Source organism: Bacteroidales bacterium (assembly GCA_013314715.1).
Lineage (GTDB): Bacteria > Bacteroidota > Bacteroidia > Bacteroidales > GWA2-32-17 > Ch61.
Genome location: JABUFC010000006.1, coordinates 1 through 16862, shown reverse-complemented (window position 1 = coordinate 16862; position 16862 = coordinate 1). Strand labels below are relative to the sequence as shown.

Genomic DNA, 16862 nt, shown 5'->3' with positions numbered 1-16862 from the left:
TATGAAGAACAGCAGGTGGGGAATTTATATTTTTATACTTTTACTATTAAATAATGTATTACTTTCGCAAAACGAAACGATCGATTACGAAAGTCCTCAAAAATTTGAAATCGGAGGTATCCAATTTAGCGGAATTCAATACCTCGACGAAGGAGTTTTAGCCAACATTGCAGGTTTACAAGTTGGAGACTCCATCGATATTCCAGGCGATAAAATTACACAAGCCATACAAAAACTATGGGATCAAGGATTATTCTCAAATATAACTGTTGTTTTAAATAAAACTATAGGAAAAACTGCCTTTTTAACCTTTCAACTTCAAGAAAGACCACGCCTTAGTAAATTCTCATTTAACGGCGTTAGTAAAGGCGAAGCTGATGATTTACGCGAAAAAATTAGGTTAGTTAGAGGCAATCAAGTTACCGAAAATACACTCTCAACCACAAAATACATTATTCGTAAACACTTTTATGAAAAAGGCTTTTACAACTGCAAAGTAAACGTTAGTCAAATACCCGATACCGCTTTAGCCAACCATATTATTCTTACATTTAATGTCGAAAAAGGCAAAAAATATAAAATAAGTGAAATTCTATTTATAGGAGACAAAATCATCAATAACAAAAAACTTTTTGACGCATCGTTAAGCCAAAATAGAAGTCGATTGCTAATATTTAAAGCATCGCCATACATCAACCTTCGCTCTGCAATGAAAGAAACTAAAGTCAAAAAATGGTACAGAATTTTTAAAACTTCACGTTTTTACGAAGACAAATACTCCGACGATAAACAAAAAGTAATAGAAAAACTCAACAGTTTCGGCTATAGAGATGCTCGAATAAATAAAGATACTGTTTACATCACATCTGACAAAACCTTAGGTATAAAAATTTGGATAGAACCAGGTAATAAGTATTATTTCAGAAACATAAAATGGGTTGGTAACTCTAAATATAGCACCGATACACTAAATCATTTCTTAGCTATAAAAAAGGGAGATGTTTATGACCAAAAACTATTAGAAGAAAGATTGTTTACCGACCAAAACAGCATATTGTCGCTATATCAAGATAATGGATACCTGTTTTTTAACATTACCCCTGTTGAAACTCAAATAGAAAACGACTCTATAGATTTAGAACTACGAGTATATGAAGGCAAACAAGCTACCATAAATAATATTAAAATAACAGGGAACTCAAAAACAAATGAACACGTAATTCGTCGTGAAATATACACCAAACCAGGTCAATTATATAGTCGTTCCGATGTTATGCGTACAATGCGTGAATTAGCTGCTTTGCAATATTTCGATCCCGAAAAAATGGATGTTAAACCAACCCCCAATCCAGCCGATGGAACCGTTGATTTAGAATACATTCTCGAAGAAAAACCATCCGACCAAATCGAACTCTCGGGAGGCTGGGGGGCTCGTATGATTGTCGGTACCTTAGGTGTCGCCTTTAACAATTTTAGCATAAAAAACATTTTTAACAAAAAAGTTTGGGCGCCCCTCCCCGCTGGCGACGGACAACGATTAAGTTTACGAGCACAAACCAATGGTATTTATTATCAATCGTACACAGCTTCGTTTGTTGAACCTTGGCTTGGTGGTAAAAAACCCAATTCACTTTCACTCTCAACCTATTACATTGTACAATCAAATGGCATTGCCAGAGGTGATGCAAACAGACAAGCTATGAATATACTAGGCGTTTCTACCGGTATTGGTCGAAGACTCAAATGGCCCGACGATTTCTTTACTCTATACAATGAACTTAGCTATCAAAACTATCAACTTAATAATTATAAATACGGTTATTTATTCTCATTCTCCGATGGAAATAGCAAAAATATAAGCTTTAGAACCATTTTCGGACGTAGCAGCATCGATCAACCCATTTATCCACGTAGAGGCTCCGATATATCATTGAGCGTTCAGCTTACACCACCTTATTCACTATTAAGCAACAAAGATTATTCTACATTGACTGATAAAGAAAAATATAAATGGATTGAATATCATAAATGGTCATTTAAATCGTCTTTTATAACAAGATTGGCAGGAGATTTGATACTAAACTCCAAAATTGAATTTGGATTTTTAGCAATGTATAACAAAGACTACGGTTTCTCTCCTTTCGAAGGATTCAACATGGGCGGCGATGGCCTCATATCATATAATTTATATGGTAAAGAAACGATTGCTCTACGTGGATATGGCAATGGATCGATTACTCCACTAAAAGGAGGTAACATATACAATAAGTATAGCTTCGAAATAAGATACCCCCTCTCACTCAACCCCAATGCTACTTTCTATGTATTAGCTTTCACCGAAGGTGGAAACTGCTTTACTAACTTTAATGAATTTAATCCATTCGATTTAAAACGCTCTGCAGGTGTTGGTATTAGAATATTCTTACCCATGTTCGGTAAATTAGGAGTTGACTGGGGTTATGGCTTCGACGATGCTGTTCAACCAGGAGAAAATCATAGCCAATTCCATTTTATTATAGGACAGAATTTTTAACCTTTAAATAGTTTTAGCTATGAAAAAAATCATCTTTACTTTAGCTTATGTTCTACTAACAGTAGGACTCATGTATTCACAAAACCAAAAACTTGGATACGTGGATACCGATTATATTTTAAAAAACATTCCTGCTTACCAAGCAGCACAAGCTCAACTCGATAAAATATCAGCCGATTGGCAAAAAGAAATCGAAAACATTTACGCACAAGTCGATAAAATGTACAAAGATTTTCAAGCCGAAAAAGTACTCTTAACCGAAGAAATGAAAACAAAAAGAGAAAATGAAATCATTGCCAAAGAAAAAGAAGCTAAAGACCTTCAAAAAAAATACTTTGGTAAAGATGGCGACTTATTCAAAAAACGTCAAGAACTCGTTAAACCCATTCAAGATGAAGTATTCAACGCCATTAAAGACATTGCCGTACAAGGAAATTATGCTATTATTTTTGATACAGCTGGCAATGCTAATATGCTTTATACCGACCCTAAACTCGATAAAAGCGATGAGGTGTTAAAAAAGTTAGGATATAAAAATTAAATCATTATCTTTGCAAAAAAAAAATTAAGCACTATGAAAAAAGTATTTTTAATTCTTATTATTACAGGACTAGTTGCAACAGGATATTCGCAACAAAAAGTTAAGTTTGGGCACTTAAATTCTAACGATTTATTAGATGCTATGCCAGACAAGGCTCAAGCTCAAAAAACATTACAAGATTATTCAAAACAATTAGAAGATCAATTAGTAGCCATGCAAGAAGAGCTTGAGAAAAAATACAACGAATACCTTGAAAAAAAGGATACATTTACCGATCTCATCAAAAAAAATAAAGAAGAAGAACTAACCTCATTGCAACAACGTATTCAAACTTTTCAAGCTAATGCACAACAAGATTTGCAGAAAAAAGAACAAGAACTCTTAAAACCTATTATCGACAAAGCTAAAAAAGCCATTGAAGATGTATCTAAAGAAAATGGTTATACCTATATATTTGATACAGGAACCGGCTCACTCCTATATTATCCTAAAGATGCAGATGATATATTACCACTAGTAAAAAAGAAATTAGGAATTAAATAATTTATTAGTATTCTATTCATAAAAAAATATCCGCTTAAAGCGGATATTTTTTTTAATAAAGTATTTTATTTTTAAAATAGATTATTTACAATAAAATTAAAAAAAGAAAAAAATATTTTTATCTCTTGATTTTTGTTAATCTTTGTTTTACATTTGTAACATCGACAAAGTAAAATGCTTGTCAGGCATTGCATAAAAGCTCTTTTTAGCTTACAAAACTGTAAGTGAAAGGGCGGAGCTGTAGAATAAAATTTAAAAAAACATGTCATTTTATTTAAGGTTTGATTAAAAATAGATACAGTTTTTCCCTTATGATTAATTGGGGATAAAAATGAAGAATATAATTCTAAAAGTTGATAGTCACCGCAACGAGCAAGTTATTAGCTTTATCTTTGAAAAAGATATTCAACTGATTGAAATACTCAAAGCCGAACTCAATGCTCGCTGGAGTGCCACCAAAAAATATTGGTACTTATCTATTATGCAGTTTAATTTACACAAAGCATTTAATGCATTCAAAGGTGTAGCTTGGTTGGATATAAAGAATCTACCGCATCTATCAAACAAAGATGAATCCCTAATAGATATTCTGCAAGAAAAAGGAAGGTTTGAAAAATGGCTCCGCTTTAAACGTTATAGTCCCAATACAATCAAAACCTATACTGATGCTTTGGATGTTTTTCTCAATTATTTCGACTATAAGCCTGTTTTAGAATTGACCAACGACGATGTTGTTTTATTTGTAAACCAGTATATACTAAAGCACAACTATAGCTTCTCGTGTCAAAACCAGGTAGTTAATACACTAAAACTTTACTTTAGGGAAATACGCCAAAGCAAAATAGAGGTTGAGAAGTTGCAACGCCCACGTCGCGAACACAAATTACCCAATGTGCTGAGCAAAGAGGAGGTAAAAGCCATACTCCAAGCCCCGGCAAACATAAAGCATCGCACCATGCTGAGCCTGATATATGCATGTGGACTAAGACGCAGCGAGCTTTTGAACTTAAAAATTGGCGATGTGGACTCTAAACGTCATATGCTTATTATTCGGAATTCAAAAGGATATAAAGATAGGCAGGTACCTATTTCGGACAAAACTATAGAAATGCTTCGGGAATACTATAAAATGTATCGGCCTAAAATATGGTTGTTTGAGGGGCAGAAAGAGGGCGATCAATATTCGGAACAAAGTCTGCAAAGCGTATTAAAACAGGCTCTTTCGAAAAGTAACATTAGAAAACCCGTAACCTTGCATTGGCTTCGACACAGCTATGCAACACACTTGCTTGAATCAGGGACTGATTTACGCTTTATCCAAGAGCTTTTAGGTCATAAAAGTTCAAAGACTACTGAGATATACACCCACGTATCTGAAAAACGTTTACAAAAAATTAAAAGTCCATTTGATAATTTGTAATATTTTCTTTAACTTTGCAATTATTAGTATGATGTAAAATCATACATATCCGTCTAATTTAGGAAGTATTGTATGGTTTTATCATACTTATAAACGAGTTGCCAGCAAGCGTAAAACGACACAACACAACAGACACGGACGACTAAAAATTGAGAAAAAGTAAACCTTTTGACAGGTGAACACAGACATAGAAACGATACAATAAACGGACAACGAGTAAGCCAACCCTCATTGCCTACGCTTCTGTATTTTGATTGTTTTTCCCACCGTACAAAAATTTTGAAATTCTATGCCAACCGCACAAAATGCACATTTGGTTTTGCCCTACCCACAAAGCCAACCCTTCGCAAAACCAAAAGAGCTAAATTTTTTCCAACGCACGGACTAACAATCGGAAAATAATACTTATTTTTGACCAGTATTGTCAAAACATATATTGTCTTATGAATAGCTTCGGTGACATAATCAGAAAAGCAAGAGAAGAAAAAGGATTGTTCCTTCGACAGGTAGCTGCCGAAATGGAAATTGACCAAGCTATCATCAGCAAGTTTGAACGGGGAGACAGAAAACCGACCAAAGAACAGGTGTTAAAATTTGCCAAATTCTACAAGCTAGACAAAGAAGAACTTTTGGTTGCGTGGCTGAGTGACAAAGTTGCTGATGAAATACAAGACGAGAATTTGGCTAATAAAGTGCTGAAAGCAGCGGAACAAAAAATTAAATACAAGAAAAAGTAATGCTTCATTATATCATACAACAAAAGAAAAACGAATGGTTGCAGTCTGACGACTGCACCATTCGTGATTTGGTTAAATATATCCGAGACAAAGGACATTTGCGTGATACGCAAATTGAAGCTATTGAAACATACCTGTTCCTGAAAATACAAGGACAGAATAAACCACTTTGGCAACTGTTTTCAGAGGCTTTTTTTACCAAAGAAACTGACCTTGCAAGGCTTGACATCAATCAGATTGCCAGAGAATATTTAACCCAAAACAGAAATGCTTTTGCTCTCTTTGATTTTACAAGACAGAAAAACGGTAACGGAACATATATCCCCGAACTGGAAAAGTTAATTAAAGCAAATCCTGCTTCTCTGGATTATGACACCATCATTAAAAGCATTTTCTACAATGTAAACTATGCCGACTATTTAATGAGTTTGCCAATGGGGGCAGGTAAAACATTCCTGATGGCTGCTTTCATCTATTTGGACTTGTATTTTGCACACAATGAACCCAACAACAAAGCATTTGCTCACAACTTTTTAGTGCTTATTCCTTCGGGCTTAAAATCTTCCATTGTTCCGAGTTTAAAAACCATTGAAAACTTTGACCCTTCTTGGGTATTACCCGAACCATCGGCAAGCAATCTGAAAAAAATTTTAAAGTTTGAAGTGCTGGATGAACAGAAAACAGCAAAGAAAAGTAACAAGGCAAGAAATCCGAATGCTCAAAAAGTAAATGCCTGCCTGCCCAATCCATTCGGACAAGTATTTGTGGTAAATGCCGAAAAAGTGATTTTGGAAAGCTTTAAGTTTAATGCTCAGACAGAACTTGAATTGGATGAGGAGGAGAAAGATACAACCAACGACCTGAAACGCTTATTTGGCAAAATCCCCAATTTGTCAATTTTTATAGATGAAGTCCACCATGCAGCTACGGATGACATCAAATTAAGACAAGCTGTTAATTACTGGCACAGCAAAGGCAACATCACAACTGTTGTTGGTTTTTCAGGTACACCTTATTTACCCAATGCAGAAAAAATAAAAGTAGGAGATTTTGAGTTTAAATTTACTCAAATAACCAACACGGTTTATTATTATCCTTTAGTTACAGCTATTAAAAAGTTTTTAAAAACACCAACAGTAAAAATCGGGCAAAACCTTGACCGTTTCCAAATTATTAAACAAGGCATTGAGGATTTCGACAACCAATACAAAAACAAGGTTTACGAAAACGGAACGATTGCAAAAGTTGCTATCTATTGCAGCAATATTGAAGTATTAGAGGAAGAAGTTTATCCGTTCCTTACAGGCGAATTGAAAATAAATCCCAATGAGATTTTACGCTTTCATAAAGGAAACAAAGCACATCCGCAACCTGAAGGAAGCGAATTAGAGTTTCGTTCATTGGATTTACCTGTTTCCCAAAAGCGGTATATCCTTTTGGTACAGGTAGGTAAAGAAGGTTGGGACTGTAAAAGTTTAACAGGCGTAATACTTTCTCAAAAAGGCGACAGCCCTCAAAATATGGTTTTACAAACTTCTTGCAGGTGTTTACGCCAGGTGGATAAAGGCAAAGACGAAACCGCTTTGATATGGTTAAATAAAGAGAATGCGGAAATTCTGAACAAACAATTAAAACAGGAACAAAACACCAGTATTGACGAAATAAACAGAACGCGAAGAGAAGCTGCTATTGAATATTTGCCCCGTTATTCGAGAATGGAGTTTTTACAATTGCCGAAAGTGGATTTTTATCAAATGAAAGTAACCTATCAGGCAATTGAAGAAGAAAAAACACCGAATACAGAAGCTAAACTAGAAGCATTGCTTAAAAACATTGAAAATTTTAAAGCATCTGCACTGATAACAACAAGCGACATTGCCAATATTGACACAGGTGAAATTGATGTTATCAATGAAACCGGAATCTCTTTTGCTAATTTCAACCAGTGGCTTTTTGAAATTTCAAGAGAAAGTTTCGGCTTAATTTCTGAATCACTGTTGCACCAATATGATAAACAGCTGAAAGAGATATTCAAAACTATTACTTATGAAAAGAACGGACAACGCTATTTCAATGAGTTATACGACCTGTACACCATCCAATCTAAAATCCGTCTGGCTTTCAGCATTAAACGAAATTTACAAACTAACACAGAAGTAATTCCAAAACAAGCCGAACTTTTGATTGCGGAACGATTATCAGAGGTAGAGAAGAATGCTAAACTTTACCCAAATAAAACGGACACAGCAAAAATTTTGGAATTAGACAAATCAAATAAAGAAGTAAATATTGATTTGGAAAAATTGCATCAAGAATATCTGCAAATGAAAGAAACGATGACAAAGCAAGGGTTTGGAGATATGGTATTACCTTTTGAGAGCTACTGTGAAAAATATGATTATTCACTGGCTGTAAAATCAAAAAATCAAACCTTTCATTATTTGCCCTATAACTTTGGAGGTAGCGGAAGTAGTGGCTTTGAAATTGAAACACTTCAAAAAGCCTTGCAACTATCCGATTTCAAAAACAAAGGATTAGAAATATACTATAATGGAGAACGTGGCTTGACCGAATTTTTTATTAACTGTTTTGCCAAAGAGAGAAAATATTGGAAAAACATAGGGAAATACACCCCCGATTTTCTCATGATAAAACGCAAAGAAAAAAACACCATCCACAAAGTATTAATTATTGAAACAAAAGGCTCTGTTTATGGGCAGGATAAAACATTTTTGAAAAAGAAAAATTTTGTGGAAACCGAGTTTTTGAAACTCAACAGAGAAAAATTCGGCTATCAGCGTTTTGACTTCCTCTATTTGGAAGATAGCAAAGACATTGCAGCCAACATAGCGAAATTGAACAACAAGATTAACCAGTTCTTCAATGATTAATGGTTAATTGTAAATGGTTAATGAAATGACAGAAAACGTAATTAAGAATAAAAGTTTTGCCTTTGCCATAAGAGTTGTAAAGCTCTATCAGTTTTTGTGCGAAACAAAAAAGGAATATGTGATTTCAAAACAATTGTTGAGAAGTGGAACTGCTGTTGGTGCATTAGTTAGAGAAGCTGAACACTCTGAAAGCAAAGCAGATTTTAAACATAAAATGTCAATTGCTCAAAAAGAAATAAATGAAAGTATCTATTGGCTCGAATTACTAAAAGAAACCGACTATTTAACCAATGAACAATTTCATAGTATCAATAATGATGCAGTAGAAATAATCAAACTACTTACATCAATCATCAAATCAACCAAAGCAAACATTAACAACTAATAATTGATAATTAACAATTAAAAAAAATGCCAGTAAAATACATCCCATACTATCCTGATACCGTTGAAGGGCAAGCCATTTTAAACAACATTACCCGCACACAACGCTTGTTGCGTTACCGCGAAAACAATAAGGTGTACGACCGCATTAAAAGAGGTATGCCCTATTATGAAGTAGAAACCATTGAAGTTGTTAATGGTCAAGGGTTAAGGGCTAATGAAAATACAAGCGAGCGCTCATTAACAATTAACCATTCACCATTAACCATTAGTGATAATTTGGTAATTCGTGGAGAGTGCATTTCGGCTTGTGCATATCTGAAAGAAAAAGGCATAAAAGTGGACTTGGTGTATATTGACCCACCTTTTGCCAGTGGTGCCGATTATGCTAAAAAAGTTTATATCAGACGTAATCCAAAACTTGCCGAAAAAATTGCTAAAGCCGAAGAACAACTTGACATTGAAGAACTACGCTCTTTTGAAGAAAAAATGTATGGTGATATTTGGAATAAAGAAGATTATTTAAATTGGATGTACGAAAACCTAATGGCTATTAAAAGCATAATGAGCGACACAGCAAGCATTTATGTACATCTCGATTGGCATATTGGGCATTATGTGAAAATATTAATGGATGAAGTTTTTGGGGAAGATAATTTAATTAATGAAATTATATGGCATTATACAGGTAACTCTATACCTACTAAGTGTTTTCAGAAAAAACACGATACAATATTTATTTATTCTAAATCAGAAGATTTTACTTTAAATCTCGATGATGTTTTATTACCATATAGCGAGAGTACTTTAAAGCGATATAATCATACTGATGAAGACGGTAAAAAATATAAAGTAAGTTCATTGGTAAAAGGAAGCAAAGAAATTGTTTATGCAAAAGAGGGTAGAATACCCGATAGTGTATGGGAAATACCACTTGTTAGGCAAGTTGATGAAAAAGTTGATTACTCAACTCAAAAACCCGAAGCTCTTTTAGAACGCATTATCAAAGCCAGCAGCAATAAAGGAATGATAGTTGCCGATTTCTTTGGCGGTAGCGGCACTACTGCAAAGGTAGCACACGATTTAGGTAGAAATTTTATTCACGTAGATGTAGGAATAAATAGCATACAAACTACCCGTGATCGATTGATACAAGCCGGAGCATCGTTTCAAATCCTCGAAATAAAAGATGGTGTTAGTTTATTCCGCAACCCGCAACAAACCATGGATAAACTGGCAACTCTTATACCGGGTTTGCAGCGAAATGTCCCCGGCATCAGCAATTTTTGGTTTGGTGCCATAACAGAAGCAAAGTTGGGAACTGTTCCGGTATATGTACCTAACCTGCTCAATACACAGGAAAAGGTTTTGGATATCCCTAACATCAACACCATTATCAATCAGGAATTACAGAATTTAGAAGTCAACGCTAAAAAAGTCATTGTGTACTATGTAGATGTGGACGACATAAACGAAATTGAAAAATTCATCAAAGACAACAACGCCACTGAAATTGAAGTAGAACTACGAGACCTGAAAAACCTGCTTCACGAAGTGGTGCTTGAAGATCAAATAATGGTTAGTGGTCAATGGTTATTGGTTAATGAAAAAGGAGAGCAAGTTTTTATCAATGATGATAAAAATATGGATAAGGCATTATTTGAAAATAAAAAAGCAGGCGATACTGTAACAATTAACAATTTACAACTAACCATTAACCATTATTCATTAACAATTAACAATTTTAAAAGCGACCGGCTTATTCAGAAAATCAATGAGTTTAATCAAAAGGGGAACCTTCAATCACTAACCACAGGCAAAAAGTTTGAACCTATCAGCATCAGCGAAGAAGGCTTAGAACTCATAGAACTCATCTCACTCGACTGTGAAAATTCTGAGGGACCATGGCACAGTAGCACCGAAATTAAAATTGATAAATTGGGTTATGTAATAAAAGACGGAATCAAAACAAAAGACTTTTGGGACGGAAAAATCACCAGCGAGAAAAAACCAAAACGAATTAAAATCAGGAATATCAGCGGTGATGAAACGATAAAGGCAATTGAGTAAAGTATAAATGTTAAATAAATACGGTATGAAACCAACCGGAGCTAAATTTTATAAATGTGCCTTGCAGGTAAATTCCTATCGCTATAATCACGATTATAGAGGAGGGGAATTATTTGATGAAACAAAATATAATAAAAGTATTCTGGGAATTTGTCAACAAGAAGGCATTGAAGTAATTGGCTTGGCAGAGCATGGCGATGTAAACTCAACCGAAAATCTCAGAAAAATACTTACCGAAGCAGGCATTTATGTATTTCCGGGCTTTGAATTATGCAGTGCCGAAAAAATTCATATCATTTGTTTATTTCCGCCCGATAAAGACACCACCTGGCTCAATCAAATATTAGGAGCATTACAAGGAGGCGCTTTTCCTAATAAAAAAACAGACAATTCATCACTTACTTACCAGGAAATTGTTCAAAAAGTTTTAGAAGCAGGCGGAATTACTTATGCTGCACATGTAGAAGAAGAAAACGGACTTTTGTTCAAAGGAAGTTACACCCATTTATGGAATGATCCCAAAATTGTAATGGCTGCACAAATCAATAAGGCATCGGTAGATGAGTTAGATCAAAAGTACAAGCAAATCATCGAAAACAAAGACCCGAATTATCGCAGAGAGAGAAAAGTAGCCATCATCAATGCAAAAGATATTGAAAGACCTGAAACCCTATCCAATCCTTTAGCTACTTGCTGGATAAAAATGGATAAACCTTCTATTGAAGGTCTCAGACAAGCATTCTTAGATGGAGAATCCAGAATACGCTTAAATTCCCAAAGACCTAAAGATGAACATTCAAAACTATTACACCTGAAAATTCAATCATCGTTTTTCCACGGTGGTTTAGAACTTCACTTCAATTCCAACCTGAATGCTATTATTGGCGGTAGGGGTACAGGGAAAAGTACGCTCATAGAGTGCATACGCTATGGGCTGGATTTGAATTATCATTCCGAAAGTTCCAAAAACAGAGCTAAAGAACTTTTAAAGGAAAACTTTTTTGATGGAAAAATAAGTATTGCTCTTTTTTCAAGCAGATATAATAAAACTTACATCATTGAACGTATTTATGGACAGCCACTGGTAATAAAAAATGAAGACGGGAGTTTATCCAACTTATCCGTCAAAGATATTTTGCCCGAAATAGAAATATTCGGACAGAATGAAATTTTTGAATTCGCAGAAAAACGCGAAAACCATGTAAAAATTCTCGAAAGATTTTTACCGGCACAGGATAACAGCATTTATCAAATAAAAAATCAATTAGTTCAAAACCGAAAAAAATTATTAGAAGCAATCAACAAACTGGACGAACTGGAAAACTTAAAAAACAAAGAAAAGCAACTTAAAGAAAGGCAGAAAGCTTTACAAGACTTAGGTTTAGATAAAAAATTTAAAGAGCAGGATATTTACAACAAAGAAAAAGAACGTGTATTTGGGCGTTCCGAAAAAGAATACGCTGAAATCAAAGAAAGCATTGAAAATTTATTCAGATTAATTGAACAAATTGATTTACAGTATCTGGAAGAAAACTCATTGAGCGATCTAATTAATACTGATATTCTTAAAAATTTGAAACCTGCCTGGGAAGAATATTTATTAACTATCAAACAAGCATTGCAGCAAATCAATGCAGCCGGTCAAAAATTTGAAAATAAAACAAAAGAGCTGAAAAATCAATGGGAACAAAAATTTCGGGCCTTTGAAGAAGAATTCAATAAACTAATTCAAAAACTTCCGGATACTTCAGGTAGAAAAGGTAGCGATATAGCGCGTGAATTTTCAACTATCAGTCGTGAATTAGCTGCCATTCAGGGCATTCAAAACCAATACGAAAAACAGGAAAAATGGAAAAATGAGTTGGTTAAAGAAAGAGAAAGTTTGCTCAGCGATTTAGATAATGCCGTATATAACCGCTACCAGACCATTGAGAAACAAGCAAAAAGACTTAACAAGAAAGAACTGGAAGGTAAAATGAAAATTGAAGTCCGGTACCGTGGGAATCGCAACGAGCTAAAAGATTTTTTAATGAAGCTCCCCGGAATTGGAGAAAAGAAAATCGAGTGGGTAGATGCAAAAGATGATTTAAGTGTAAGACAATTGGTAATTGATATCAGGAATGGAGACATCAATCAGTTACGCAATGATTATAACATGACTACTAACGTTGCTGAAACATTGACGAAATTGAATAAAGAACAAGTTTTAGAACTGGAAGAAATAGTTTTAAGCGAAACACTGGATATCATGCTTAACGTTGGTACACGTGAAGAATTGAATTTTAAGGATATCAAAAATCTTTCATCCGGTCAAAAATGTACTGCTATATTGAACCTACTATTGCTCGAAAGCAAAGACCCCTTAATCATTGACCAGCCGGAAGATAATCTGGATAATGCTTTTATAGCTGAAAATATCGTCAGTGAATTAAGAAATCAAAAAGAAACACGGCAGTTTATTTTTAGCACCCACAATGCTAATATCCCTGTTTTTGGTGATGCGGAATGGATTGCTGTAATGGAAATAGATCAAGGAAGTGCTTTAATTAAAGATGAACATATTGGCTCAATAGATAATCCGAATTTAAAGCCAATGGTTGAAATGATATTGGAAGGCGGAAAACAAGCCTTTGAAATGCGAAGATTAAAATACAATTTTTAATTTTTAGATTATGCGGTATCAGGAATTATTAGAAATATTAGCCAATCCTGAAAATTCTAAAGTAGAATTTAAAAGAGATGATATTCGCCCCGAACAGCTGGCTAAAGAAATCGTGGCTTTTTGTAATTTCAGAGGTGGTCAGATATTTTTAGGAATAGACGACAAAACAAAAGAAATAGTTGGCCTTAATCGGACAAACTGTGAAGAATGGGTAATGGATACCGTTTTTAGCAGATACATCACCCCTTCCATTATTCCAATTTATGAAGAGGTTGTAACTCCTGAGGGAAAAAAAGTAGCCATCATTACTGTTGAGCAAGGGATTTTAAAACCCTATGCCGTTAAGGAAAACGATAGGGAAACCATTTACATCCGTATTGGCAGTACATCCCGTATAGCCGATAGAGATCAGATTCTAAGAATGAGTCAGGAATCAGGTTATTATCATTTTGAAATAGCACCTGTGTCTGGTTCTTCCTTGGATGATATTGACAAAGAATTATTCATTCACTTCTATAAAACAGTTTTTGGTGATGAATTAAAAGAAGATAATGAAATTAGTTTGCGTCTATCTCAATTGGATTTACTGGTAGAAAGCAGTTTTGATGCAAAAGTGTGCAGCATTACCGGGCTTGTTCTTTTTGGCAAAAATCCCGGACGTTTTTTACCACAGCATGGTATTCGTGTCATACATTACCCTGCTGATGATATTGAAATGAATAGCCTATCAGATACAATTTTCCAATCTCCTGTGGGCAGAATATTTGACAATAATGAATTGAAGCGAAGCGGTTTAGTAGATAATGTTATGCAACATTTATCAGAAAAATTGGCGATAGAGGAAATTGGAGGAGATGGCATTACTCGTGTAAAGCATTGGAAAATTCCGGAAAAAATACTCAGGGAACTCGTGGTAAACAGCATCATTCACCGTGATTATACCAGAAAAGCAAAAAACGAAATACGTTTATTCAGTAATAGAATAGAAATAGAAAGTGCCGGAAGATTACCGAACACCCTAACCATTGAAAAAATAAAGGCAGGTCAGAAATATCCTAGAAACCCTATATTAGTCCAATTTGCACAATACTTTGGTTTGATGGAACATAAGGGTCTTGGTATAAGAAAAATCGTTATCGAAACGCTTCGTGATATGGGCATGAACGATGTTATAATGGAAGAAACAGATGAAACATTTAAAGTAACCATTTATTATCCAATACAAAATTGAGTTTAAATCAAAACTATCAAAGCTAAAAGGTAAAAATAATGAGTGACGATAATGAATACAATTCGCTTTACATATAGGCCCTTGCATCACAGTCATACACATTGGCAAGCCCCGCAAGCCGGCACACAAACCAAAGCTTGCAAAAGAGTATGCCTGTCCCACGCTGAAAAGAAAAAATTAAAAATCTCCTTCCCTTCTAAAAATTTTAAAAACGCTAACTCACAACCCGACACAAAAACAATCGGACATTTGGTTGCAAAACTTAATAAAGTCAATGGTTGCAAGACACGGACGACAAGAACGCCAGCCTGTAACAGCGTGTATGTGGCAATAGCGGGTGAAGAGGTAAAACGAAGGTCTGTGCTTCTAAGAAACTTAGTGATAAACTGACAGGAAAGTGCTTCTAATCCGCTACTGCACATACACGCAAACCGATAGAGAGCAATACGCTTCGCTTTACGGTTTTTCCATTTAAAATTTCTGTGATATGGAGAAGTTTTAAAGCGGGTTGAAGGTTCTAACCTTTTTGAGCATGGGCAAGAGATTGGTGAGAAATTTCTAAATTCTCAAAACCTATTGCTCTCTCCCGAATACTCGGGACGGCTTCGGAAATAATCGGGCTCTGGATAACGTTCTTTGTTCGATGCCTATTCCCGCATGAAGCGTACAGCTTCTATCACGAGAATTGGTGTAACAGAGCCCGATTAGGATGCAGCTTCGCCCTTTACTGTTTTGCAAGCAAAACATCGGGCTCTGTTACACCAACTAAGCGTAGCGTTCTCACCGAAGGTAATTCCGAAGCCGTTAGAAACCATGCAAAAAAATAAATTTTGACTTGACTTTTACAAAATTATAGCTTAATTTTGTAAATATTAAAGTAATGAATCACAATAAAATTGAAATTATATGGCTTTAACACCTGTGAACTATTGGCCATTGGGCAGCACTATTCAGAAGACATTTACAAATCTAAATGTTGGTTCCGGTTACGAACATTTTGGTTTCATGTCGGTAAACCCTATTGTATGGTCATTTGGTAATGGTTTACAGAAAGGGAACAGCGTATGTCGGTAGTATAGGTTCAATTTATATAAGGCACAGCGGAGATGGTGGTGCCAACTGGTCAAATGAGGAAGTTTTATTTGCCGAACAAAGTGTTGATTTAAGAAACATCGCAGGTGGTTATGTAAGTAGCGGCAGATTATTTTTGTTCTATATACGATACAACTATCAAGCACAACCACCATGTTTGTCTATGAATTACAGATATAGTGATGATGACGGACAAAATTGGAGTAATCAACAATCACTTACTACTACTCTTTCTGGTTTTAGTCCCTATGGTCATATTATTGATGCTGGTAATGGAGTCCTTTATCAACCTTGGTATGAGAATAATTTTATTGGTCCATTGCCAGGCAATTTAACTTCATGCCGTTATCGTTTAAACTTGTTTAATTCAATCAATAACGGGCAAAATTTCTCTAATTTAAATATCTATGATCATACTAACTCAATACAAGGAGGAGAACAATTCTTTTATACAGAATTTTCATTTGTAAACATTGGAGGTGGTTGTTTCATATTATTAGTACGAAAAGATGGTTATGATTTTCAGGAGTTTCATCAATTTAAAAGTGAAAATAATTGTCAAAACTGGACTTCTCAGGGAGACACAAGCTTCGAACAATTAAGCGATTATCCTGCACCACCATGGCTATCATTTATTAACTATGAAGGAATTGGAATTGTTGCATGTTATTATACTAACAGAGGAACTCGAAAATTGAATGTAGTTTATGGAATAGCAAAAGATTTATTGGAAAATGGACCAAGCGCTTGGAATATAA

The 16862-nt window shown here is 34.8% G+C and carries 11 protein-coding genes; all 11 read left to right on the top strand.

The genetic code is table 11. The features are described 5' to 3' along the window. The first annotated feature begins 1 nt into the window (after position 1). Entirely contained in the window at positions 2 to 2533 is a 2532-nt protein-coding gene (bamA, locus tag HPY79_02275) for an outer membrane protein assembly factor BamA (protein ID NSW44640.1), read from the top strand. A 19-nt stretch (positions 2534 to 2552) separates the two neighbouring features. Then, entirely contained in the window at positions 2553 to 3074 is a 522-nt protein-coding gene (locus HPY79_02270; protein ID NSW44639.1) for an OmpH family outer membrane protein, read from the top strand. Between the two features lie 33 nt (positions 3075 to 3107). Further along, the gene (locus HPY79_02265) at positions 3108 to 3617 is read left to right on the top strand and encodes an OmpH family outer membrane protein (GenBank protein NSW44638.1); all 510 of its coding nucleotides are present in this window, start codon (positions 3108 to 3110) and stop codon (positions 3615 to 3617) included. A gap of 331 nt (positions 3618 to 3948) precedes the next feature. After that, on the top strand, positions 3949 to 5037 hold the full coding sequence (locus HPY79_02260; GenBank protein ID NSW44637.1) for a site-specific integrase: 1089 nt from the start codon (positions 3949 to 3951) through the stop codon (positions 5035 to 5037). A gap of 443 nt (positions 5038 to 5480) precedes the next feature. Further along, positions 5481 to 5774, top strand: coding sequence for a helix-turn-helix transcriptional regulator (locus HPY79_02255; protein ID NSW44636.1), 294 nt, complete (start codon positions 5481 to 5483; stop codon positions 5772 to 5774). Beyond that, positions 5774 to 8665, top strand: a complete 2892-nt coding sequence (locus tag HPY79_02250; GenBank protein NSW44635.1) for a DEAD/DEAH box helicase family protein — start codon at positions 5774 to 5776, stop codon at positions 8663 to 8665. The genes HPY79_02255 and HPY79_02250 overlap by 1 nt, the downstream gene beginning before the upstream one ends. A gap of 25 nt (positions 8666 to 8690) precedes the next feature. Continuing rightward, the gene (locus tag HPY79_02245) at positions 8691 to 9050 is read left to right on the top strand and encodes a four helix bundle protein (GenBank protein ID NSW44634.1); all 360 of its coding nucleotides are present in this window, start codon (positions 8691 to 8693) and stop codon (positions 9048 to 9050) included. A 26-nt stretch (positions 9051 to 9076) separates the two neighbouring features. Further along, a complete protein-coding gene (locus tag HPY79_02240) occupies positions 9077 to 11119 on the top strand; it encodes a site-specific DNA-methyltransferase (GenBank protein NSW44633.1) in 2043 nt (680 codons plus the stop codon). Positions 11120 to 11144: 25 nt separating this feature from the next. Beyond that, positions 11145 to 13781 carry an AAA family ATPase gene (locus HPY79_02235; protein ID NSW44632.1) on the top strand — a complete coding sequence of 879 codons (2637 nt, stop codon included), beginning with the start codon at positions 11145 to 11147 and terminating at the stop codon, positions 13779 to 13781. Positions 13782 to 13791: 10 nt separating this feature from the next. Further along, positions 13792 to 15012, top strand: a complete 1221-nt coding sequence (locus tag HPY79_02230; protein NSW44631.1) for a putative DNA binding domain-containing protein — start codon at positions 13792 to 13794, stop codon at positions 15010 to 15012. Positions 15013 to 16051: 1039 nt separating this feature from the next. Next, positions 16052 to 16862 (top strand): exo-alpha-sialidase (locus HPY79_02225; GenBank protein ID NSW44630.1); only part of this gene is annotated, 811 nt, incomplete at its 3' end.

Bases quoted from the DNA above. Each gene is read 5' to 3' on its own strand.
- HPY79_02240 (NSW44633.1), top strand. From the start codon at position 9,077: ATGCCAGTAAAATACATCCCATACTATCCTGATACCGTTGAAGGGCAA.
- HPY79_02260 (NSW44637.1), top strand. From the start codon at position 3,949: ATGAAGAATATAATTCTAAAAGTTGATAGTCACCGCAACGAGCAAGTT.
- HPY79_02245 (NSW44634.1), top strand. From the start codon at position 8,691: ATGACAGAAAACGTAATTAAGAATAAAAGTTTTGCCTTTGCCATAAGA.
- HPY79_02270 (NSW44639.1), top strand. From the start codon at position 2,553: ATGAAAAAAATCATCTTTACTTTAGCTTATGTTCTACTAACAGTAGGA.
- HPY79_02230 (NSW44631.1), top strand. From the start codon at position 13,792: ATGCGGTATCAGGAATTATTAGAAATATTAGCCAATCCTGAAAATTCT.
- HPY79_02250 (NSW44635.1), top strand. From the start codon at position 5,774: ATGCTTCATTATATCATACAACAAAAGAAAAACGAATGGTTGCAGTCT.
- HPY79_02235 (NSW44632.1), top strand. From the start codon at position 11,145: ATGAAACCAACCGGAGCTAAATTTTATAAATGTGCCTTGCAGGTAAAT.
- HPY79_02255 (NSW44636.1), top strand. From the start codon at position 5,481: ATGAATAGCTTCGGTGACATAATCAGAAAAGCAAGAGAAGAAAAAGGA.
- HPY79_02265 (NSW44638.1), top strand. From the start codon at position 3,108: ATGAAAAAAGTATTTTTAATTCTTATTATTACAGGACTAGTTGCAACA.
- bamA (NSW44640.1), top strand. From the start codon at position 2: ATGAAGAACAGCAGGTGGGGAATTTATATTTTTATACTTTTACTATTA.